This is a genomic window from Syntrophomonas curvata, from assembly GCF_052976825.1.
This window is the reverse complement of the sequence record NZ_CM129641.1, coordinates 1,544,491-1,566,425: the sequence shown is the minus strand read 5'-3', so window position 1 is coordinate 1,566,425 and position 21,935 is coordinate 1,544,491. Positions and strand designations below refer to the sequence as shown.

Genomic DNA, 21,935 nt, shown 5'->3' with positions numbered 1-21,935 from the left:
ACGGGTGGGAAGAGCACCAGGCCTTCCCACCTGCCCCATTCTCATAATCCACATCTATTTTATTTCCATGCAGCCCGGGCCTTGGAGGCGGCTGTAGCCTCCGCTTTGGGGCACGACTTCTATCTGGGTGCTTATCCGCTCCTTGAGGGCGGGGACATGGGAGATGATGCCTATTATCTTTCCTTCCTGCTGCAGCCCGGCCAGAGTATCCAGAGCACTGTCGAGCACATCTTCATCAAGGCTGCCGAAACCTTCATCCAAAAAAAACGAATCAATGTTGACATTGCGGCTGGCCATTTGAGACAAACCCAAAGCCAAAGCCAGACTGACGATAAAGCTCTCGCCTCCGGACAAGTTCTTAGTGGAGCGGATCTCTCCCCCCTGGTAATTGTCGATAACATTGAGCTCCAGCGGCTGGACTTGATCCCTGATCAGCAGATACCTTTCGCTCATCTTCTGCAGTTGCCGGTTGGCATGGCCGACCAGAACTTCGAAAGTCAACCCTTGGGCAAAGTTGCGATATTTTTTGCCATCAGCCGAGCCAATTAATTCGTGCAGCAACTCCCATCGTGCACATTCTTTTTTTTGTCCTGCAATAATCTTAAGCAGCTCCTCCTGCTCAATCCGTCGTCTTTGGTTTTCCGTCAGACTATGTCTGACAGCGTATATTTCCTGCTGCAAATCGTTTTGGGCGGCAACAGCGGACTCAAGATGGTTTTGCAACCGCTCATAAGGCTCGTCGGTGAGCATCTTTTCCTTTTCCGCCTTAAGCCGGCTGTTTCTGTCCTCCCACCGGATAGCCAGCTCACTCTCCTGCCGCCGCAGGAGCTCGGCTTCCTGTTCGAGCCGCTTTTTTTCCTCCTCTTGGAGGATGGCAGCCTGGTAATCGGCTTCATCCTTAAAACCGGCCTCAAGCAATCGCAGCTGCCAGGCTTCCTCCTGCCGGGTCAATTCCTGAGCCCGTTTCTGCACACTGTCACTCCAGGAGGCCAGACGCACCTGCAGATGGTTCAATTCCTGCTCGGCCTGAGTCTTTTTCCGGCGGGCGCCCTCCAGATTCTCCCGGGCCTCTTCCACCGCTTCCAAGCAGCGTTTTTCCTCCCGGTCGGGGTCCTTGTCCCCATATAACTCCAGGCGCTGTAGCCTCAATGTATTGTACTCCCGGGCTAATTGTTCATACTCCTGAACCCCGTTTTGTATTTCCTGGTCCAGTTGGGCCAGCCGTACCTCCTGCCGCCCCCACTCGGCCTTTAAATCAGCGATATTTTTTTCCTCCCCGGCTTTGCCGGCCAGGGCCTCCTGCCATTTCCTCCGCCTTTGCCGAAGCTGGTCCAGCAGCAAAGCAAGGTCCGGCAAAAGCGGTTCTTTAATTCCCAAGGGCTCGGTTTCCTGCCCTAATAAATGCCGAATCCGGTTCAGTTCTTCCTCCCCGGTCTTTTTCTCTCTCAGCAGACGGGCATGCTCCTGTTCGGCGCTCTTTTGTTTGAAGCGCGCCTCCTGCAGCGACCGATCCAGTTCCAGATGGGCTCTGCGTATTTCCTCCCAGGCCTGGTAGGCGTTTTTTTCCGTCTTGTCCCCTGCTTCAACTTCAGCAATGACCTCTTTGCAGACTTCGGTTTGCTGCCGGTTAAGCTCCAGTTCCTCCCCCAGCTGTTCATAGGTCTCCGTAGCTGAGCCTTGATTTTTAAGGCTGGCGGTTACCTCCTGCCAGCGGCTAATCTCTGTTTCCAGCCTCCCCTGCTCATCATCAATGTCCCGACCGTTTTGCTTCCTGTCCTTATGCAATTCAGCCTGCTTAAGCTGCGCCTGCAGCAGCCGATTCCTGGCCTGGTTCAACCCTTCCTGGGCCTGCCGCAGAGCCAGCTCATTCTCCTGCAGGGCCGGAATGTTGCCCTGGGCAAACGGATGCTCGACAGCGCCGCAGAGGGGGCAGGCCTCGCCGTCCCTTAAAAGCCGGCGCTCTTCCTCCAGGCTCTGGATACGGTTCAGCAGCGCCAGTTCTTTATTCAGATGGCTTATCTCCTGCTCCCGGAAAGCAACTTCCCTCTCATAGTCGGCAATATCTCCGCTGATCTTTATAATCTCCTGCTGTAACAAATCCGCCTGCTGGCGCAGCCCGGCCAGTTTTTCCCGGGAAAGGGCAATCAGTTCCCTGCTGGATTGGTCCTGCTGCAGCCACAGGCACTTTTGCTGCAAAGCTTCCAGTTCCTTGCGCCAGGTGTTAAGCTCGCGTCCCTTGAGCCTGGTCCGAACCAGATCTTTTATTTGCCGGTATTCCAACTCCGCCCGGTCTACGCCGGCGCTGGAAATTTCATAAGCTGCGGCCAGCTCCTGGCAGGCGGACTGCAGTGATTGCATCCCGGCAGCTGCCGCCGTCAGTTCTCTGCATTTATGACGATAGCTGTTGTCCTTTTCCTGCAGGGTGGCAGACAGCCGCTCAATTACCGCTAATTTCTCGACCAGCCCCGCATCGGCAGCGTGTTGCTCCAGATAAGTCTCCAGTTCCAGCCTGAGAGCATCTGATTTCCGGAGCGTTTTTTCTATTACCGCCAGGCTTTGCCGACAGTCCCGATGCTGCTTGCGGCTCCCGGCCATTGAGGTCTGCACCTGTTCCATCCGCCTCTGCCGCTCAGATAATCTGATGTCCAGGACGCGGACGGTTTTGGCCTTTTCGGCTTCGCTTTTCTGCCCGGCTTGGGCGGTTTCCTCTTGCCCCACCAGGACCTGGCTGAGGGCCGCTGTCTTTTGCACTTCGGCTTCCCGCTCAGGAAGCTCCTGCTTGGCCGCTTCCCATAGGCTGGTTTCCCGCCGCTGCTGCTCCCGCAGAGCAAAAACCCTTTCATAATCAACTTCCACCGCCCGGGCTCGGTCCGCCCGGTTCAACCGGATTAAATCCGGGGAAAAACGCTGCCGCCGTTCCTGCCACTCCTGCCGTTCGGTCTCCAGGAGGGCAATTTCCCGGGTCAGAGCATCTATCCCTTCCAGCCAGACCAGGGCGCGCTTCAGGCACCCGATCCGCTTTTCCGCTTCAGCGGCCCGGCTCAGTTTCTTTTGTAAATCATTATTTAATCCCTGCTCTTCCTCCGGACTCAGCAACTGGGTGTAAGCCATCCCGACCTCCAAGTCTTCCAGGATTTTTCTCTCTTCACCCCGGCGCTGATGGACTTTTATGGAAATCCGGCTGTAGATCTCGGTGCCCGTAATCTGTTCCAGGATCGGCGCCCGTTCATCAGCTTGAGCCTGCAGAAAGGCGGCGAACCCGCCCTGGGCCAGGAGCATGGAACGGGTAAAGCGGCCAAAATCCATACCGGTCACTTTTTCAACAGTAAGAGCCACATCACGAAGCTTTGATTCCAGAACCTCACCGGTGTCCTCATTAACAATCTCATGGTGTGGATTCTGCAGTTCCCCGTCCGGCTTCTTGCGAGCCCGATGCTGGCCCCAGTGGCAGCGGAAACGTCCCGCCCGGGTCTCAAAACAAGCCTCGGCCCAGCACTCGCCCGTGTGCCGCGCCATAATCTCGTTGTCATTTTTGTTAACCCTCTCCAGGCGAGGAGTGCGGCCATAGAGGGCCAGGCAGACGGCATCCAGTATAGTCGTTTTTCCTGCCCCGGTGGGACCGGTTATGGCAAATATGCCGTCGGCCGTATAGGCCGGATGAGTAAAATCAATCCTCCACTCACCCGCCAGGGAGTTCAGATTTTTAAATCTCACTTCCAGTATCCGCATGCTCTCTCCCCTATTCTGCCCGCTGCTCCCCCTCATAAAGGGACTTCAAGGCTTCATTATAAGTCGTAAACAGCTCATCAACCTGAGCGGGGGGAACCTGGTGAGCATCCAGGCAGCGCTGAAAAACCTCATTGACATTAAGGTCACCCAGTGTTTCCTCACTCTCCGCGCAGTGCATAATCTTATCCACCGCCCGTTTGTTTTTTGCCCGCAGAACTTCCAGCTTGCTGCCGGCGATTATCGCCTCCAGCCGCCGGCGCAAGTCGCCTATTACTTCATCCCCGTCATAGATTATTTCCAGCCATATGCTCTTATCCCAGGATTTAAGTTTTTCCAGATGCCCGCTGATGGCGGTCCAATCACCCTGGACAACCTTCAGAACCTGAAAACACGGTACGGGAATAGCTGTCACCACCGGCTGCCCATTGCCCAGTTCAACCAGATAAACGCTTTTGCTGCGGCCGGCTTCTCCAAATCCCATAACCAGCGGAGAACCGGAATAACGCCTATGTTCTGCCCCCCCTACCTTCTGGGGCTGGTGCAGATGCCCCAGAGCCAGGTAGTCGATAGCGGCCGGGAACATTTTTGCTCCTATATGAGCCAGTGAGCCGACGTAGAGGTTGCGTACTCCGTCCCCATCAAGCGTCTGGCCTCCGGCAGTAAATAAATGCCCCATCGCAACAATGGGCAAAGGTTTGCCCAACTCTGTCCTGATACGCTCCGCTTCGGCAAGAACCTGCCGGTAATGCTCACCGATTCCCTCCACCAGCTTGCGTTCTTTATCCTCCATGCTTTCCCCGGCCTCAGCCCTGCGGATATCCCGGTCGCGCAGATAAGGAACGGCACAGACAATCATTTCCGGCTCAGCCTCCTCATTGCTTAGAACCAGAACTTCATCACCCGCAATAGCTCCAAGGGAGCCTACCACATGAATATTTAAAAACCGCAGCAATTCCCGGGGAGCACTTAAAAAGGAGGGGGAATCATGGTTGCCGGCAGTTATTACCACATCGCGGCAGGGCGAAGCGGCTATGCGGCACAAGAACTGGTAATATATCTCCTGGGCCCGGTTGCTGGGAGCGGTGTTGTCAAAGATATCTCCGGCAACCAGCAGAGCTTCAACTTTTTCGCAGGTTATATAATCAGCCAGCCAGTTTAAAAAAGCCTCATACTCTTCATATCTCTTCCGCCCATAGAGGGATCTCCCTATATGCCAGTCGGACGTATGTATAAATTTCATAGTCTGCTCCTTCACCGGTGTTCTTTTAATTCAGTATAGCTGAAACTCCTTCCTTTTCGGTACCGGATACCGGAATTCCTTTTATAACAGATGACAGAGCAACAACTAATGCATATAGAAAAGGCACCGCCGGATACATAGCGGTACCTGCAAGTGCGCATATACTGGGTTTTCAGCCAGGTGATTCAAGTAAAACGGGTTCCGGTTATTCCAGCAGCAGTATACGGGCTCCGACTGCCAGCAGCGCGATTCCCAGCAAATCAAGGTATTGAAACTCCATTTTTTTCATACCGAACGCTCCCAGGCTGTCTACCAATACCGCAGTCAATATCTGGGCCACTATAATCGCGGTGGTGGCGTTGCCCACTCCGACTTTGGGTATGGTCCGCACCACCAGGTATATGATCAGGACATTCAATATCCCTCCCAGAAACCCGTACCAGGGTACAGAGCTTAATTTGTCAAAGTTGTTAAAACCCACACCGAGTATAATAATAATTAAAAGTGCCGCGACACTGCCGATGAGATGAACCAGTAAAGTGGACTCCCACAATCCGATGATCTTTCCCAGAGCAGCATTGAACGTACCCTGTAAAGCCATGGCCGCCCCGGATAAAGCCGCCAGCAATAAGTAAAGCCAGTTCACAAACGATTCTCCTTCGTTTTCTCCTTAGTGTCCGATAAAGGCAGCGCTTTTATTCTCCGCTAAAAAAGCTTTGTCCTGGTTTGGAGGTTAACTGTTGCGGCCAACTTAAAACGTCAAAAAGCTGACTGAATTAATAATGGGGATATTATTCGGTTTAGGAAATTTTATAAACGTTGGTCCTAATAAGTGACCTGCTCCCCAAAAACTGATCCACCTGTAATGTTAGTTTGAAGTAAAATTAACACACAGGAGTGATTGAGATGAAGAAGGGACGTTTTACCGAGGAACAGATTATTGGCATTTTGAAACTGCATGAAAATGGCGTCAAGGTTACTGATATCATCCGCCAGTATGGCATCAGCGAACAGACTTTTTACCGCTGGAAATCAAAGTATGGCGGCATGGAAGTCAGCGATGCCAAACGCCTTAAACAGCTTGAAGATGAAAACCGCCGCCTCAAGCAGCTAGTTGGAGAACTCTCACTAGACAACCAGGCGCTGAAGTACATAATAGAAAAAAACCGATAGAACCTGCACGCGGACGCCATCTGGTTCAGGGCCTCCAAGACACATTGGGGCTTAGTGAACGCAGAGCGTGCAGGTTGGTTGGCATAGGACGTTCTACATATCGTTATCAAAGTCAGGCCTCAACTGAGAACGAAGAGATTAAAAACCGTTTAACTGAGTTAGCATTAACATGGCGCCGTTTCGGTTATCGTCGCTTACACGTCCTGATGCAGCGGGAAGGCCGGCAAGTCAATCATAAGCGTATTTACCGTCTGTACCGCAATGCAGGGTTATCTGTGCGCCGCCGTAAGAGAAAAAGAGTATATCTTGATCGAGGGAAACCTGAGGTCGTCCTGGCCATTCCTAATCAGCGATGGTCTATGGATTTTGTTACTGATACCACCTCATCGGGACAGCGTTTTCGTATCCTGGTAGTCCTTGATGAAGGTACCCGTGAATGTCTAGCCTGTGAAGTAGATACCTCCTTGACTGGTGAAAGAGTCGCCAGGGTTTTAGATCGCTTGGCAAATGATCGTGTTTATCCTAAAGAAATCCTGTCTGATAATGGACCCGAATTTACTGGATTAGTACTGAATCAGTGGGCTTACTCCCATCGTGTGGCTCAGTTGTTCATTCAACCCGGTAAACCTATGCAAAATGGCTATGTCGAAAGCTTTAATGGCAAACTTCGCGATGAATGCCTAAACGAGCACTGGTTCAGGTCTGTTGGTGAAGCCAGACGGCTGATAGAGTCATGGCGGATGTCTTACAATCATTATCGACCACATAGTGCTCTGAATAATATGACTCCAACTGAGTTTTGTACCAACCTAAATCGGAAAAAGGCTTCATAAAACTAACATTTACAGTGGTACAGTACCTGGGGGCAGGTCATTTATATCACCATTATCTTTTGCATTAGTCCAGGTTGCTGATAGCCCGACACCTCCTGCTGGCGTAGTTCCCATTCCTCCACCGGCTGCATATAAAGATATACCCTGATTACTAATACAAATTCCCGCTTCCCCCTGCGCTCCTACACCGGCTCCCAAAGAACCGCCTGCTCCAATTTGTAATGTATAAGCTAATGCATTAGATAAATTAATTCTTGATGTATTACTATTACTGATAGATTTACCACTACCGCTACTACTGCTGCTTCCTGCATCAGTACTAGTTGCAGCAGCCGACGTACCTGTTACCCATGAACCTAACGGATCGATTCCCGGAATTATTGACGGTCCTGAGTACCATACAGTACTACTACCACCTGTCCAGGGTATTTTCGCCTGGGCACCTCCGCCATTCGTATTTGTTGCCGCTTGACTGTAATCCGTGTAATCACGTCCTGGTGCCGTACCTATCTTCTCCCCAAAACGGTTCCATACATCATGTCCGGTAGGGTCAAAATAAATAACCGGATTATTGTAACAATACGTATACAAATTCAAACTAAGCGGATTGGTCAATGCTCCAGAATAACTATCCTCCGTAATAAAGCTGAGCCTGTAAAAAATATATGATGGCAATCTATACCAGTTATTAGTATTGTATTACACAGCTTCCTTTTCAGGAATAGCTGGAAGCATATATTCAGTTTTGTTTTTCATCATCCCGTAGATAATATTCACCAACCGTCGCATAACACAGATTAATGCCTGTCCTTTGGTCTTGCCCTCGGCCACTTTCCTGGTATAGTAGCTGTAAAATGCTTCGTTCCTGGGGTTCTTGGTGGTTCTGTCTACCCCTATCTGCCTTACAGCCAGGAAGTATATGATGCTGTGCAATTCCCGATTACCCTGCTTGCTCTTGATGTTCTTGCTCTTACCCCCAGAACCAAAGGATACCGGGGCGATACCGGCAAAACGGGCCAGTTTGTCAGCACTGGAGAACCTTCGGATATCACCAATTTCCGTAACCAACTCGGCAGCGGTTACGGTACTGATGCCCGGCATGGTTTCTAATTTGTAGTCCAGCTCGGCCATAACCGTCTTTAATTCGGCTTCTACACAGCCTATCTCCTGCTTTTTGAACTGGATATCTCTGACTATGCTTCTAACCAGAAAATCTCTGCTTATTTGGTAGTCCCGTTTGGTGTCTCCGTCTTTTTCTATTAGCTCCAGTATTTGTTTGGCTTTACGGGTTGAACAGGCATTATTGCTGCAACCACGCAGGAAAACAGTCAGTTCATCTGTGGTTACTCCTGCCAAGTGATGGGGAGCCGGGTATTTCTCCCAGAACAATAGTGCTGTCTTGCCATCTACCTCTGAGAAAAACTGCTTGTAGCTGGGGTAGGCACAGGTTAGCTGGCCGTGCAACTGGTTGGTTATTATAATTATGGCCTTAACCAGTGCTCGTCTGCGCAGGACCAATTGGCCGATCGTCCAGTAGAGATCCTGGGGATTGGCATCAGGTAAGGTATCCAATTTATCCAGCAGAGTATTGGCGATACATTCGGCATCCCAGCTATCTGATTTATGGATAGTCGGTCTGCTTACTCTTAATGAATGAGCAAGTGCGGCATTGACTTCCTTCACTCTTTGATTTTGTTCAGTAAGATATACCGCCAATGACCGGCCATGACCGCCGACATCCTCCAAACCATAAACCGGGGTTAGTCTTTTGCTGTGCATTTTTACAGCTTTAATGAGTTCTGCGAATGCTGACGGTTTATTGGCAAACTGAATTTCACCCAGTTTTTCGTGCCAGCAGTTAATGATAACTGCGGTATGGGTGTCTTTGTGCAGGTCTACTCCTACATAGATAAATTTTTCCTTGTAGTGCATAGTCTCACCTACCTCACTGAGCATATCCATTCAATGCCAATAAGGTTTAAAGAATGTCAGCACCCTCCGACCAAGCGTTAGGCATTACTGCCCCGCAACGATAGTTAAGCTAGTCCATTCCCTGGCCTTACGATGGATTCAATTGCTCAATTTTAAATATTGATTGCTCCCGGTTCCCATACGGCTTAACCAGCTTGCAGAAGGTGACCTGGAGCGTTCTTATCGGTGTGCTAATTGCGTAATACTTCTATTTATATGGACCTCCTTTCGTTATGACATATTCGCTCTGAAAGCCCATATTATCAAGCGTTGTTGCGATATATACTGCAGGAAGAAAGCCCGTATTTATCGGCTATCATTATTTCGAATGCAACCAGTTCTGATATATACCACAGGAGGAGAGATAACCGGACGGTATAACAGCGTAAATTTTAAATATGGATTCGGGGACAACGCTTTACCGCAATCACCTCTCACCGATATGCGAGAAATCTGCAGAATTCGAACCCCTGACAAAAAGAAACCGCTGGTAGAACAAATTAATGTGCTCTACCAGCGGTTTCTTTTGGACTGTACATATTTTACAGGCTCTTAACCCAGGCTGGCTATAATACAGGCGTTTCCGCTCTTAGTTGCGCTCGGCATTGTCCTTGACATCCTTTTTCAGGCGAATGCTTACCGAGAAGTCGGTGGCCGGTAAAAGCGTGTCCTGCTCCCGGCATCTGGCCATTTCAGAGCGGATAAGACCCTCGACCGCATCCTTGCCAAATTCATCAAGTCTGAGGTAGGCTGTGACCGTCTCCTGGAAGCTTTCCTCCGCTGCCCATAGACCAAGCTGCTCAATGTCCTCCTCGGTCATTTTTGGAGAGGAATCGTCATTTGAGTACCCCAGTATATAGTCGATACGTTTATCGAAAATCTCTGACAGTTCGTTTAAAGTTTCAAAGTTCGGCTCCCGCTTGCCAGTCTCCCACATAGCGATGGTACCTTTGGAAACGCCGAGGGCTTCGGCCAGCTGCACCTGGGTCATGCCTTTTTCGGCCCGGACTTTCTTTAATCTGTCTGCAAACATTTTTATCACCTCGCACTGCCATAATATCACCATCTGTTAACATCGTCAAGGCTTATATAACATTATGTTAGATAGTTGTGTTTCGCATCCTGTTCAAGGGTAACGATGCGTGAGATTATCTATTTACATGTCTCACTAATTGTTGTATCATAAATTATAGAATCTCACAGAAGGAGGGAATTTCATGGAAGCAAAGCAACCAAAGATGATGACCATCCGGGAAATAGCGGCAACGGGACTTCTTCCTGAACATGCCCTGCGCCTGATGCTGAAGGCAGGCCGATTGCCATCTTTATCGGCAACAAAGCCTTGATCAACTATGACCGCCTGTGTGAACAGCTGGCGGCTCTGGGTGACAGTAACTTATATGAAGGGAGGTGCGGAAATGAAGGTTAATATCGAATGCGCTAACTGTGGTGCACAGACCAAAGCTGATATCGTGGGGATTATCAGAACGCTGGTGGATTGCTCCCAGCGGGATTCCATTTACGGTGGTTTTCTTTGTAGTGATTGCGGTGGTCAGGAAAACGATGAAACCATATCTGAGGACTAATAACCACAGGCCGATTGATGCCGGGGAGGAGGTGCACCTTTGACGACATATGATAACCTGCCGCAGCGGATTAAAGATGAGAATCGTTTCTGCTGCTTTAAATTTGAACAGCGCAACGGCAAAAAGACCAAGGTACCTTATGACCCGGCAGCCGGCAGACGGGCCAAAGCCAACCGGCCTGATACCTTCCGGGACTATGCTGCTGCGTTAGCTGCTGTGGTTAATTACGACGGTATCGGCTTCCTGGTCGGCAATGACATCCATTTTCTCGATCTGGACCATTGTTTTACGCCAGCCGGTCTGTTAAAGCCGGAGGCTAAAGATATAGTCGAGCGTATGGATGGCTGTTATATGGAGAAAACCCCATCCGGCGATGGATTGCGGATTGCCTGTGCTGCTACTGACTTCATATATGATAAGAATCGCTACTATATCAATAACCGGAAGCTGGGCCTGGAGGTTTATGTGTCTGGAGCCACCAACCGCTTTGTAACCCTGACCGGCGATGTCTACCGCGAGGGCGATGTGCTGGAAAAAGGCGCTGCCCTGCAAGGCATACTGGATAAATATATGAAGCGTCCGGTGCAGGTACAGACAATCCCGGATTCTGCGTCAGGTGAATCTTACCTATACGATGATACCGTCATTGAAAAGGCATTCTCCTCGGCCCAGGGCAAGAAGTTCAAGCCGCTGTGGAAGGGGGACATTTCCGGCTATGCTTCCGCCAGTGAGGCGGATTTGGCATTATGCTCCATGCTGGCCTTCTGGTGCGGAGGTGACATAGAGCAGATCGACCGGCTGTTTCGCAGGAGTGCTCTTATGCGGGACAAGTGGGACAGGGCACAGTCCGGCAGCACCTACGGGATGCTGACCATCCAGAAAGCCCTGACCAACGTTAGCGGTTTCTACAAACCCTATGGCAATCGCTCCTCTATTGTGGAGGATTTTGCGCCGGGTGAATTTACCCTGGCTGACCTGCATCCGGAGAGCAATGAGCTCTATCCCTGGACTGACATTGGAGCCAGTAGGCTCTTTGCCGACTATTTCAGGCCAGTGGCCCGCTATGTGCCGGAGCGCAAGCTGTGGTACTGCTATGAGGGCGGGATATGGGTTCCCGATGTCGGCAATCTGAAAGCCATGGAATTCTGCAAGTCTCTGGCCAACCAGCTGCTCATCTATGCTGTCAACATCAAGGACGAGAACCGGCGCAATGATTATATCGATTACTGCCGCAAGTGGCAGGTAAGGCGCTACCGGGAGACTGTGCTAAAAGACGCACAGAGCGTTTACCCCATAGACATGGCCGAGTTCGACCAAGACCCCTTTGTGTTCAATTGCGCCAACGGCACCCTGTTCCTCAAGACCATGGAGTTCAAGCCCCACAGCAGCGAGGACAAACTAACCAAGATATCCGGCGTGAAATATGACCCGGTAGCGACAAGCCCGCGCTGGGAAGCCTTTATACATGAGATCATGGGCGGAGATCATGAAAAGGCAAGGTTCCTGCAAAAGGCTCTAGGATATGGCATCAGCGGTGATACCAGCTATGAGTGTCTGTTCATCCTGTACGGTGCAACCACCAGAAACGGTAAGGGGACGCTGTGTGAGAGTGTTCTGAAGCTATTGGGCAGCTATGGCTGTACCGCCCGCCCGGAAACTATCAGCATGAAGAACAACAATAACAGTTCCGGCCCTACTGAGGATATCGCCCGGCTGGCCGGTGTGCGCTTTGCCAATATCTCTGAGCCCAGCCGGGGACTGGTGCTAAACGCCGCCCAGGTTAAATCAATGACGGGCGGGGACAGTATCAATGCCCGCTTCCTGCATGAGAATTCCTTTGACTTCTCTCCCCGTTTCAAGCTGTACATCAACACCAATTACCTGCCGGTGATCAACGATATGTCCTTGTTTACCAGTGGTCGAGTGGTGATCATACCCTTTGAACGGCATTTTGAAGAGGACGAGCAGGATAAAACCTTGAAGCGGGAATTCACCAGGGCCAGGAACCAGAGCGCCATACTCAACTGGCTGATCGAGGGCTACCGGATGCTGCATAAGGATGGGCTTACCCAGCCGGAATCGGTCAGGGCGGCTATTGATGCATACCGTCATGACAGCGACAAGATCGCACTGTTTTTCGAAGATGCCCTGGAAGCCAGTCCTGACAGCGAGGAGAGAACGGCGGAGGTCTACTACCGCTACCAGAACTGGTGCCGGGAGAACGGCTGCTACTCGGAAAACGCCAGGAATTTTAAACAGGCGCTATCAGCTTTTGCTCGGGTAGAACGCAAACGGCCACGTGCAGGTGGAGGATTAACCACAGTGCTGATCGGCTACAAGCTGTTGAGTGAGTTCTGATTTTATACCTTGTAGCAGGTAAAAACGGTTGTTTCAAAAAACGCTCTCGTATAGAGACTTTACTTTTTACTTGCTACATCCTGCTACAAAGGCTCTACAACCTTGGTATATTGGGAGTCTCGCCCCTGTGTTTAAAAACAGGCAAAAAGGAAGGAGTGATGGTTATGTTAAAAAACTACGTTCTTGTCCCGGATAAAAACAATGTACTTTGCCCCCGGAATTACACCGGTAATGTTTTCTTAATCCGGGATAGAGGAGAGCCCTACCGGTACTATCTGGTGGAGAATGAAGACGGCTCTTTTGATCTCCATAACACTGATCCGAATGACAAGATTATTTACCGCAAGGTTCGGTGTCCCCGATGTGCTTCTCAAATGCTGACGGCTCGGAATAGAGCCAACAAGTACCGCTGCCTGATCTGCGATGAGAGACCGAATGGCATGCCCAGACGCTGACCCCCAGGGGGGATTAAATACCTACAGCTTTTGCCAGAAGAACGGGCCGCCCCCTTCGCGCGAAAAAATTGCGGTTCAAACGGGGGATTAACCCCTAAAAAATAGAAATGGAGGAGTATACTATGACGAATACTTACAGACAAAGCTTCTGGAACGCAATGCGGGGAAAGAATACCAACCTCTCCGCACTGTCGGACAAGATGGACAACAACGGAGGCTACCAGGTGCCGGATGAGTCAAAGGCCAAGCTTGACCAGTCCCTGGCCAGGGACAATGTATTCCGCAGATTGGGTACGCTGGTCAGAACCACATCGCCGGAAGGGACTATTCAAGCAGTGGCATCCACCGGGACAGCGGACTGGATTGAGGATGGCCAAGCCTATATCGAAAGTTCCGATACCATCACACAGTTCCCGGTCAATTCCTACAAGCTGGCTAGCTTGGTCAGACTCAAGGAGTCTTTCGTGGGTGATACCTCTTTTGACATTGAGAATTACCTGCTGAACGCCTTTGCCAGACGCTTCGGCAGAGCGGAGGAGGCTATGTTCCTGACCGGTACTGGCGTTGACCAGCCCACCGGCCTTTTGGGTAATAATGGAGCACAGGTAGGGATAACGGCAGCGAGTGAAACCGTTATTACCTATGACGATGTAGTGAAACTGTATTTCTCACTGAAGCCTGATTACCGAGTTAATGCAGTTTTCCTCATGCATGATGATACGGCGATGGCGCTCCGAACTATAAAGGACAGCGCCGGGAATCCTATCTGGAATTCACAGAATGACACTATCTTCAGCAAGCCGGTCATTACCACACCATCAATGCCGATAGCGGCGTCAGGAACCAAGCCTATCGTCTTTGGCGAGCTCTCCTATTACTGGGTGGTTGAACGCCAGGCGCTGGCCATCAAGCGGCTGAAAGAACTGTATGCTGTCCAGGGACAGATTGGCTTTACCGCCCATGAGCGTCTGGATGGCAAGCTTATTCTGCCGGAGGCGGTCAAAGCGTTGAAGATGGCTGAATAACCGCAATATTAGCTATAGTCACTGAGCCAGATTTTGGGCTCAGTGACTATAGCTTTCTTTGCCGATGATGGCTGCTGGCTGTATTACTTCTTACCATGCCGGAATGCAGGATCGCCGGTGAGGTTGCGGAGCAGTATTTTTCGTACAGTTTTGTACTCGGTGCCGATGAAACTCAGTCGCAGGAGGAAGCAGCGGAAAGCGTATTTTCCATTGTCGGTCTCCAAGACCTGGGCCAGCACTCGTTTCTGATTTCTCGACATTTCACACAGCTTGTGAACGAACTGGGTATAGGCGTTGATTTCCTCCGGCTCTGTGGTAGCGGGAAACCAGGGAAAGCTTACTGTATCCTCGGTGATAACGGGTGCTGGGGAATCGGTGCCAAAGGCATTTTTTAGCAGGTTGCTCTTGCTTGCTGCCAGCCTGATAAGGTTATCCAGTGCCTGGTCGCTGAAGGTATCCCTGGGCATGGAAATCACCAGTCCGCTATCCTCCTTGGTGGATGTATCTGCGGCATCGGTGAATCCACGCTCCTCCAGATAAGCCAGCAGGCTGCTGACAGTTTCGCTATCAAGGCTGCTACCGATCAGGAGGGTGCCCTGCCGGTCTACTAGGCAATCACCAATCTCGTAGGCGCAGCTTGGCACTCCTTTATATACCGGAGCCGTTTGCAGTGCTTCACCCACAGCCCGGGCCAGTTCTTGGCGTTCCTTCCCTTTGACGTTGTACTCGATCTTTATTTCCATATGCAGTACCACCTTTCAGTTTTGGTAGTACATACATCACTCTGTGCAGGTCAGATAGCAAGTCTTTTCTGTGGCTTTAGTGCCATGGTATCACCAGAAATCGGGCCAATTCCTTATCCTATATGCTGATTTAAAACCAAGCCTTCTTTTATCCCATTGGGATATATATAAATCAGGCGCTTTCTATCAAACACCGGGTTTACATCATGAATAATGCTATGATGGTTCGGACATACAATAAGTTGGTTATTGGAATCGTTATTAAGGCTGTGTACGAAATAGTCGATATGGTGCGCCTCTACAACCTGCGAATCATATTTTTCGCCAATGCTCTTGCCACATATTTGGCACCGGTAGTCATACAGCAATTTTAAATTATCACCAATCTTCTTATTAAGCTTGCGGATCTTTACTATTCGCTCTGTCCCAAATAATGTAGATCCCTGTTCAGCCACATCATAATTAAAATTTTCTTCAAATAGGCGTTCTGACTGGTTCTGAACAATATTTTTCAGAACATAAATATCGGCGGCTACAATCGCTTCAAGTAAATATGTATCTTCATACTCCGTCGTATAAATTGCCAGGTACTCTTTGTAATCATCCGGCAAACGAATCATAGTTCTGTTACCAGGTTCCCGGATTTTCCTTTTCTCAGAAATAAATTGATAGCTCTTGAAAAAATACGTCTTTAATGCATTGGAGAGTTCACTATTAGGAGAATACCTGATTTGCAGTGTATCCTTCTTACGATTATGTTTTGGATCAAAGTTTACATTTGTTATCTAGGCTCTATAGCTTTTTCCATCCAGATACAATATTATGTTTTTCGATTCACCTCTGTGCAAGTACTTGCCCATACTCCGACCAAATACTACCTGGTTTTCAACAGGTAACGTAAGACCTTCATGTAACAATTACCAGTCAACCTCTTTTTTATATATGTAGTGTTCTGCAGTTTCCATGAAAGTCCACCTCTTATAGGCCGGTTGTTGTGACTATGCGTATTCCAACCCGCTTTATGTCGCGGCCTTGCTCGGTCGCTCCGTCCCCTTTGCCTGACGCTGGCTAACTGAACAAACTTGCTATTTGTATTTCGCAACGAATTGGCTATCTTCTAGGTGAAAACGCCTTGTCAATGGCGTCAATTGCCTGCACAACGCCTGTCCTATATTTATCTGGCGAAAGCAAGGTCTTTAATAACAACACCTGGCGAAGAACAATCCTAAACTCGCCCAAATACTCAGTGGTTGTAGTAAATGTGTTTCGGTCAAATTTTCCAACCTCATCCGCCAAATCTGGCTCCCCTAATTGACGTAAGTGATCAGATAATGCAGTCGCAAACTGCTTCATTTGATTTAGATCATTGAAATTCCAGCTCAAGAAAATCCCTCCTATTCCTATGGCATATGGAAGAAGTCTAACATGACTGAATACGGATTTGTCACAACTTCAATAGCACCACCCTGATTTGCACCCAACCCCGGAGCAGCCCTAGTCACAAATGGTGCTCCTTCTTTAACGCTTCCCCCAATTACGAAATCCACTTTGCTGAAATCAACACCGTATCTACCGGCATAACCAGGATTGAACGGGCTTTCAGGTGCCCAAAACTGTCCTTCCGAGGCTCCTGACCGACCAAATTCACCAGCCCTAAACACTTTACCACCATTGGCGACTTCCTGCCGCACTCTCAAGGCCGCTTGTGTTGTTCCCTGAGCTACTACGCTTTCATAAGGAGTTGCAATAGTAGCTGCCCTCGCTGCCTTTATACCCGTATATGCAGCCCTTCCGCCTTGGATAATTTGTCCAAGATGAGATGTGCCAACTGCTACCGCTGTTTGGACATATGCGGTTTTGGCTTTGTCCGAACTTAGATATGTGGTTGTTTGATTAATAGTTCTTCTGGCCTCAACCCCGAATTGACTTACTCCAAAGGTCTTTGCAAACTGGGACGAATCAATCATGATGCGTCCATTACTGACAGTGTAGTTGTTGATATTGAAAGTTTGGGTCTTCCCATTTACGGTTGCGGTTGCGGTTCTAGTTTTATCGTTCCAACTTATGCTGCCGCCCCATTGACTAACTGTATCCCGTAATCCGATAGAGACATGCCCGCTCGGATCCACATAGTTTATCGGATTATTCTGCACATATGTATAAAGATTCAAACTTAGCGGATTTGTAATCTCCCCTTCAACACTATCCTTCGATACAAACCTTCCTGCTCTTGGATCATAATACCTGGCCCTTAAATAGTAAAGACCGCTTTCTGTATCATAGCTTTGTCCGGCGTATTTGAATTCATTTTGTACAGTTTCGCTTTGATTCAGGATATTTCCCCATTCATCATACCGGTAACGGTTGACAATGTTACCACTGGTGTCAACTATCTGCACTACATCACCATGACCGTTGTAGAGATAGTAATAAAGATTGCCTGCTACGTCCTTTTTAGCGATTAGCTCTCCCGGTCCCCATATGTAACTGGCAATCAGGTTATTACTGCCGTCTACTTCGGCGATTATCCTGCCGGATGTGTCGTAAACATATCTGGTGGTTCCACCGGCGGTTATTTTTTTGCTGCGCAATCCCTGCGGATTGTACTGATAAGTGGTTTGAGACGTTCCCACAGTAGTGCTTGTAAGCTGGTTCCAGGGATTATAGGTAAAGGATATATCGGTCGGCAGATCCGGCACTGTTCCGGTCACTGTGCTCCGGTTGCCACGGGCGTCGTATTGGTATTCAGAAGTGGTTCCGTCATCTCTGGTAGTCTTGATCAGCCGGTTTAATTCGTCGTAGTCATAAGTCTCATTGTAGGTTGTGTCTCCGTAGGTACTCCGGCTGGTTTTCATATTGCCGTCTTTATCATAAGTGTACTCGAATTGGGAAAGAACGGTGGAGTCTTTTGCATTGACTACCTTCGTAAGCCGGTTGAATTCATCATATTCACGACTGGTTTTTACCCCGCCCGTCAGAGTGACGGATTTGTTTTGCCCGTCGGCATAGTATTCGTAGCTTACGCTGCTGCTGCCGAAGGTAACCTGATTTAACCTGGTTCCGGTATATTGGTAGCCGGTCTGGTTGTTATTGGGGTCGGTGATACTGGTGATCCTGTCCAGTTGATCATAAGTGTAGGCGGCACTCTGGGCCAGACCGTTTTCGGTTTGGGATGTTAACCTTCCGTATTGGTCATAGGCATAGTTTATGCTGTCGCCATTGGAAGATGTAATTGAAACGGCTCCCCATGGTTTATTGTCATAGCCGTAAGTATAGGTTTTATCTCCAATACATCCTTGGGTTATCATTCTGCCCCAACTGTCATATGTATAGGTGAAGCTATGGTTACCGGGATCGGTAAAACCTGTTACTTGTCCTTTGGCGTTATGGACCATGGTGTCGATGGCATTCCCGGGATCCTTCCTTTGCTTTAATAAGCCCATTTCATTGTAATCATAGGAGGTAATGAAAGTATTGCCAGCGTCACTCTGGGTAATAGTATTCAGTAATCCTAACTTGCTATATGTATAATCAGTGGCCTGGTTTTTAGCGTCGGTTACTTTGATCAGTCGATTTAACTGGTCATAAGCCAATGTGGTGGTTTTCTGTTCAGGGTCGGTATAACTGGTCAGATTGCCCATCAGGTCGTATTGATAGGTTTCGTTGTTGCCGGAGGGAAGAGCTATTTCCTTTATTACCCGGCCGAAAGAGTCATAATCTGTTTCTACCTTATGCTCGGGATCAGCCCCTTCACTGGCTATAAAGTAATTAACCTGTTTTCTGGCTCCCGGATAATATTCAGTTACATTAATATGTGCCAATGAATCTATGTATTTGACCGGATTGTCCCAATTGTCATACTGGCATTGATCGGTATTGTTCAGAGCGTCGGTGGCTTTAATACAGCGGCCTTCATTGTCATAGTAGTTTTGAATGACCTGCTGCCAGGCTGAGGTTGTTTCATCATACCGGCATTTTAGTACAAGCTGGCCATAGGCGTTAAAATAATCCTGCACTTTTTGATACTGGTGCTCGGCACCGGTGGTTTTGTCCTTATAAAGGATATACGATTCGATCCTGGTGGTCAAAAGGCCAGTGTTGGTATCATTAAACAGCGTACTGGTAACACCGGGGGTGTAGCTCACTTTCTGATAAACCTCAGAGTTATCGGCATCGGGAAGTCTGATACTAATGACCCTTCCCAGATTGTCATAGGTATAATAAGTTGATTGGTTCAAGGGATCGGTCGAGGATACCGCCAAACCATGAAGCATGTCATAGCTCTTGCTAATGATTGAATTCTGGGTACTGCCATTTTCATCAGTGTAAGTTGTGCTTATCTCAGTTGGATAAGCGTAACAGCTATTGCTTCCATAAGTGATGGTGCTCCGAGCCTGACCGGTCTCTAACGGTTTGGTTACAGTCATGGCAGTAATCTTATGACTATTGGTTGAATCAGGCGTATAACTATACGTGGTAGACTCACCTTTTGAGTCGGTATGGGTAAGGATTCTGCCGTCACCATTATAGGTCCAGGTCTCACTCAGCGTAACGCTGCTGCTTTGAGTGTATTGTTTCTGCGTAACCATGAATTTGTTATTGGTGTCAGTATAGCTGTAGATAGTGTTTAAACCATCTTTGGTTTCCTGAGTTACTCCGCCCCAGTCATTGAAGGCTCTGGTTGTATTGCTAGTGGCAGTTTCACTGGAATCGGTATCGTAATCTACTGTAGTTATGGTCTGGGGCTTCATTTTGAAGCGGGAGTCAAAATCTTTATAATAGACGTAGGTCGTCTTAACTCCGTCTGTGGCACAGCTCTCCAGTTGCCGGCCGGTCTGATCAAAGGTGTTCTGAGTGGTCAAGCCTTCTGTCTGCTTATCGCTGGCATAGTTTTTTATGGTGTTGATATAGGTTTTGGTAGGCTGGAAGTAGTATTGATTGGTGTGGTCACCGTTGATTATGAAGGTTTCCCGGTTCATATGGGCGCTTTCACCCAGGCTAGTCTTGTTGGTATCGTAGCGTTCGGAAACCACATAGTCTTCACTGCGTCCAGACGGGCTCATCAACAGCCGTAGCTTCGAGGCGTAGCTGTAGTAAGTATTGCTTTCGGGATATTCTACTTTGTTCAGTAAAAGCATAGTGTCCTGTGGCTTATTGTCGCCACTGGCAAAAGACTGGCTACCGTAATCAAATTTTACGTTAGCCGCAGTATAGGCGAATTTATCGCTGTTGTTCATCGGATCTATATATTCTACAAGCCGGGGTTCCTGCCGGGTTTGCTGGGTTAAGGATCCGCTGGCGGAGTCCCTGTGGGTATATGTATAGGTAATATAGTCCTTTTTGTATTTCAGGGTTAGATTTTTTGCCGCATTATTGGGATCAGTGACGGTGACGCTTATTTCATTTTCATTGCTGTAATCGAAGGTCACAGTTCTACCAACTGAGTCGTAGATATGGCTGATAAAGGGATAGGCGGTTCCATTTATAGTACGACTGACATGATCAAACTTTATTTCATTGCCGCAGCGGTCCTTCATTCCTAATAGTCTTCCATCATCAGCAAAATAGGTTTCATTTTGGTCGCAGTCGATAAACACATAAGCAGCAGTCAATTGTCCATTGCTGTAGCTCTTATTAAGCTTTCCTACTTCACCGAAGATAACGTCTTTGCCCTGATAATCCTTTAGGTTGCCGTAAACCGGGTTGTCAAGTGACTGCACTTCGAATGCTGCTCCGTCTCCGTCAAAATAGGTAAGATAGGTTTTATCATTGTCGGAGTCGGTTTGTTTTTCGACGGAGGGGAAAGCGAATGACCAGCCAGTACCCAGATCATACCGTGATCTCAAGTAGTTTACGTTATCAGCATCAAGATAGCTGGTAACGCTCATAGTATGGCAGTACTCGCCACCCTGAGCGGTTCCGGCCGCAACTAAATATCCGGTACAGCCGGTGTCATCGGCATAGCCCGCTGCGGTAAGGTTTGCTGATCGGCTATCGGCAAAGGGTCCATAGGTTTTGGTCGTGTTATCATTGTAGGCCAATATGGCGTAATATACTGTTGTTCCTGCCGCTGTCTCCAACTCTGCGGTTTCCAGATTGAGGATTACTTTTTTCTGTCCCAGTATGGTCTGGGAGGTTGTAAAATACCTGCCTAGACTCAGATCAAAGCCATCGCGGCCAGGTAAGGTAAGGTCATCATAGCTCAGGTAGAGAGTACCGGATTGGGGATCAATGCTCTCGGATACTCCACTGCGGTCTGCCAAAAAGGGCTTATCGCTTTGCGTACCGGGGCGTTTTCCGGCCAGTCCATTAACAAAGCCCTGTATTTTACCCTTATCAGGTGCCTGAGCGCTTGATGCACCAGACTCTAAGAGGTTTAAAAGAGAACTGCTGCCTGAAGATGCGCTGGCAGCCCTTAGTCCCATCGGGGCGTTCTGTTCTATATTTGATATAGTCTCTTCGTGGTATACTACTTCACCGACCATACCTAAAACCTGAAAACGGCCTACGGTTATCAGAGGCTCAGGATTTTCCTCGTTGCTATATACATAATTGCTCACCGTGCTTTCCTCGATGTTGGTTCCCCCAGTCGACTGGGCGCTATTAGAACCTTCCACCTGGTCATTCGTGATGCTTTTGCCTTGATCAATATTCTGACTGGTCGTATCGGGCACACTTGATTGAACGGGAGGGCTTGTTTCCTCATCGGCTTCAACCTGACCTGGATAGGCATATATCATGCCTACCATCATGGTTAAACAAAGCAGCACGGCGATCCATTTATTCCTTCTCATTTTTCCTCTTCCTCCCTGAATTTTTCGA

Annotated in this window: 16 protein-coding genes; 6 read left to right on the top strand and 10 right to left on the bottom strand. The window is 48.9% G+C overall.

Annotated elements, in window-relative coordinates:
- Positions 1 to 54: 54 nt before the first annotated feature.
- From ACU70B_RS06990 to ACU70B_RS06980, 3 genes are all read right to left on the bottom strand, one after another.
- Positions 55 to 3,729: an SbcC/MukB-like Walker B domain-containing protein gene (locus ACU70B_RS06990; RefSeq protein WP_447185629.1), complete on the bottom strand. Its 3,675-nt coding sequence runs from the start codon at positions 3,727 to 3,729 to the stop codon at positions 55 to 57.
- Positions 3,730 to 3,739: 10 nt separating this feature from the next.
- Complete coding sequence (locus ACU70B_RS06985) at positions 3,740 to 4,969, bottom strand: exonuclease SbcCD subunit D C-terminal domain-containing protein (protein WP_447185628.1); 1,230 nt, start codon at positions 4,967 to 4,969, stop codon at positions 3,740 to 3,742.
- Between the two features lie 205 nt (positions 4,970 to 5,174).
- Complete coding sequence (locus tag ACU70B_RS06980; protein ID WP_447185721.1) at positions 5,175 to 5,570, bottom strand: DMT family transporter; 396 nt, start codon at positions 5,568 to 5,570, stop codon at positions 5,175 to 5,177.
- Between the two features lie 305 nt (positions 5,571 to 5,875).
- Here ACU70B_RS06980 and ACU70B_RS06975 point away from each other — a divergent pair.
- Positions 5,876 to 6,975 (top strand): IS3 family transposase gene (locus ACU70B_RS06975; protein ID WP_447185627.1). Its coding sequence is split into 2 segments (ribosomal slippage): positions 5,876 to 6,128 and positions 6,128 to 6,975, totalling 1,101 coding nucleotides; the frame shifts between segments, so codons are not numbered across the junction.
- 9 nt (positions 6,976 to 6,984) lie between these two features.
- On the opposite strand, the gene ACU70B_RS06970 is transcribed toward ACU70B_RS06975, so the two are convergent.
- The 3 genes from ACU70B_RS06970 to relB all read right to left on the bottom strand — a co-directional run bounded on the left by ACU70B_RS06970 (position 6,985) and on the right by relB (position 9,979).
- On the bottom strand, positions 6,985 to 7,650 hold the full coding sequence (locus tag ACU70B_RS06970; RefSeq protein ID WP_447185626.1) for an RHS repeat-associated core domain-containing protein: 666 nt from the start codon (positions 7,648 to 7,650) through the stop codon (positions 6,985 to 6,987).
- A 24-nt stretch (positions 7,651 to 7,674) separates the two neighbouring features.
- Positions 7,675 to 8,907 (bottom strand): IS110 family RNA-guided transposase, encoded by a 1,233-nt coding sequence (locus ACU70B_RS06965; protein WP_447185625.1) that lies wholly within the window; start codon positions 8,905 to 8,907, stop codon positions 7,675 to 7,677.
- 628 nt (positions 8,908 to 9,535) lie between these two features.
- Positions 9,536 to 9,979, bottom strand: coding sequence for a type II toxin-antitoxin system RelB family anti-toxin (relB, locus tag ACU70B_RS06960; protein ID WP_447185624.1), 444 nt, complete (start codon positions 9,977 to 9,979; stop codon positions 9,536 to 9,538).
- 184 nt (positions 9,980 to 10,163) lie between these two features.
- Between relB and ACU70B_RS06955 the strand changes: the two genes are divergently transcribed.
- The 5 genes from ACU70B_RS06955 (at position 10,164) to ACU70B_RS06935 (ending at position 14,370) form a co-directional block, all read left to right on the top strand.
- Positions 10,164 to 10,292 (top strand): hypothetical protein, encoded by a 129-nt coding sequence (locus ACU70B_RS06955; RefSeq protein WP_447185623.1) that lies wholly within the window; start codon positions 10,164 to 10,166, stop codon positions 10,290 to 10,292.
- A 72-nt stretch (positions 10,293 to 10,364) separates the two neighbouring features.
- Positions 10,365 to 10,532 (top strand): hypothetical protein, encoded by a 168-nt coding sequence (locus ACU70B_RS06950; protein ID WP_447185622.1) that lies wholly within the window; start codon positions 10,365 to 10,367, stop codon positions 10,530 to 10,532.
- A gap of 39 nt (positions 10,533 to 10,571) precedes the next feature.
- Positions 10,572 to 12,890, top strand: coding sequence for a phage/plasmid primase, P4 family (locus ACU70B_RS06945; RefSeq protein WP_447185621.1), 2,319 nt, complete (start codon positions 10,572 to 10,574; stop codon positions 12,888 to 12,890).
- A 164-nt stretch (positions 12,891 to 13,054) separates the two neighbouring features.
- Positions 13,055 to 13,345 (top strand): hypothetical protein, encoded by a 291-nt coding sequence (locus ACU70B_RS06940; RefSeq protein ID WP_447185620.1) that lies wholly within the window; start codon positions 13,055 to 13,057, stop codon positions 13,343 to 13,345.
- Positions 13,346 to 13,467: 122 nt separating this feature from the next.
- On the top strand, positions 13,468 to 14,370 hold the full coding sequence (locus ACU70B_RS06935) for a phage major capsid protein (protein WP_447185619.1): 903 nt from the start codon (positions 13,468 to 13,470) through the stop codon (positions 14,368 to 14,370).
- Between the two features lie 83 nt (positions 14,371 to 14,453).
- Here ACU70B_RS06935 and ACU70B_RS06930 read toward each other — a convergent pair whose 3' ends face one another.
- The 4 genes from ACU70B_RS06930 to ACU70B_RS06915 all read right to left on the bottom strand — a co-directional run bounded on the left by ACU70B_RS06930 (position 14,454) and on the right by ACU70B_RS06915 (position 21,907).
- Positions 14,454 to 15,113, bottom strand: a complete 660-nt coding sequence (locus ACU70B_RS06930; protein ID WP_447185618.1) for a virulence protein — start codon at positions 15,111 to 15,113, stop codon at positions 14,454 to 14,456.
- Positions 15,114 to 15,226: 113 nt separating this feature from the next.
- The gene (locus ACU70B_RS06925; protein ID WP_447185617.1) at positions 15,227 to 15,733 is read right to left on the bottom strand and encodes a hypothetical protein; all 507 of its coding nucleotides are present in this window, start codon (positions 15,731 to 15,733) and stop codon (positions 15,227 to 15,229) included.
- A gap of 490 nt (positions 15,734 to 16,223) precedes the next feature.
- Positions 16,224 to 16,496 carry a hypothetical protein gene (locus tag ACU70B_RS06920; protein ID WP_447185616.1) on the bottom strand — a complete coding sequence of 91 codons (273 nt, stop codon included), beginning with the start codon at positions 16,494 to 16,496 and terminating at the stop codon, positions 16,224 to 16,226.
- Between the two features lie 17 nt (positions 16,497 to 16,513).
- Positions 16,514 to 21,907 (bottom strand): RHS repeat-associated core domain-containing protein, encoded by a 5,394-nt coding sequence (locus ACU70B_RS06915; protein WP_447185615.1) that lies wholly within the window; start codon positions 21,905 to 21,907, stop codon positions 16,514 to 16,516.
- Positions 21,908 to 21,935: the final 28 nt, after the last annotated feature.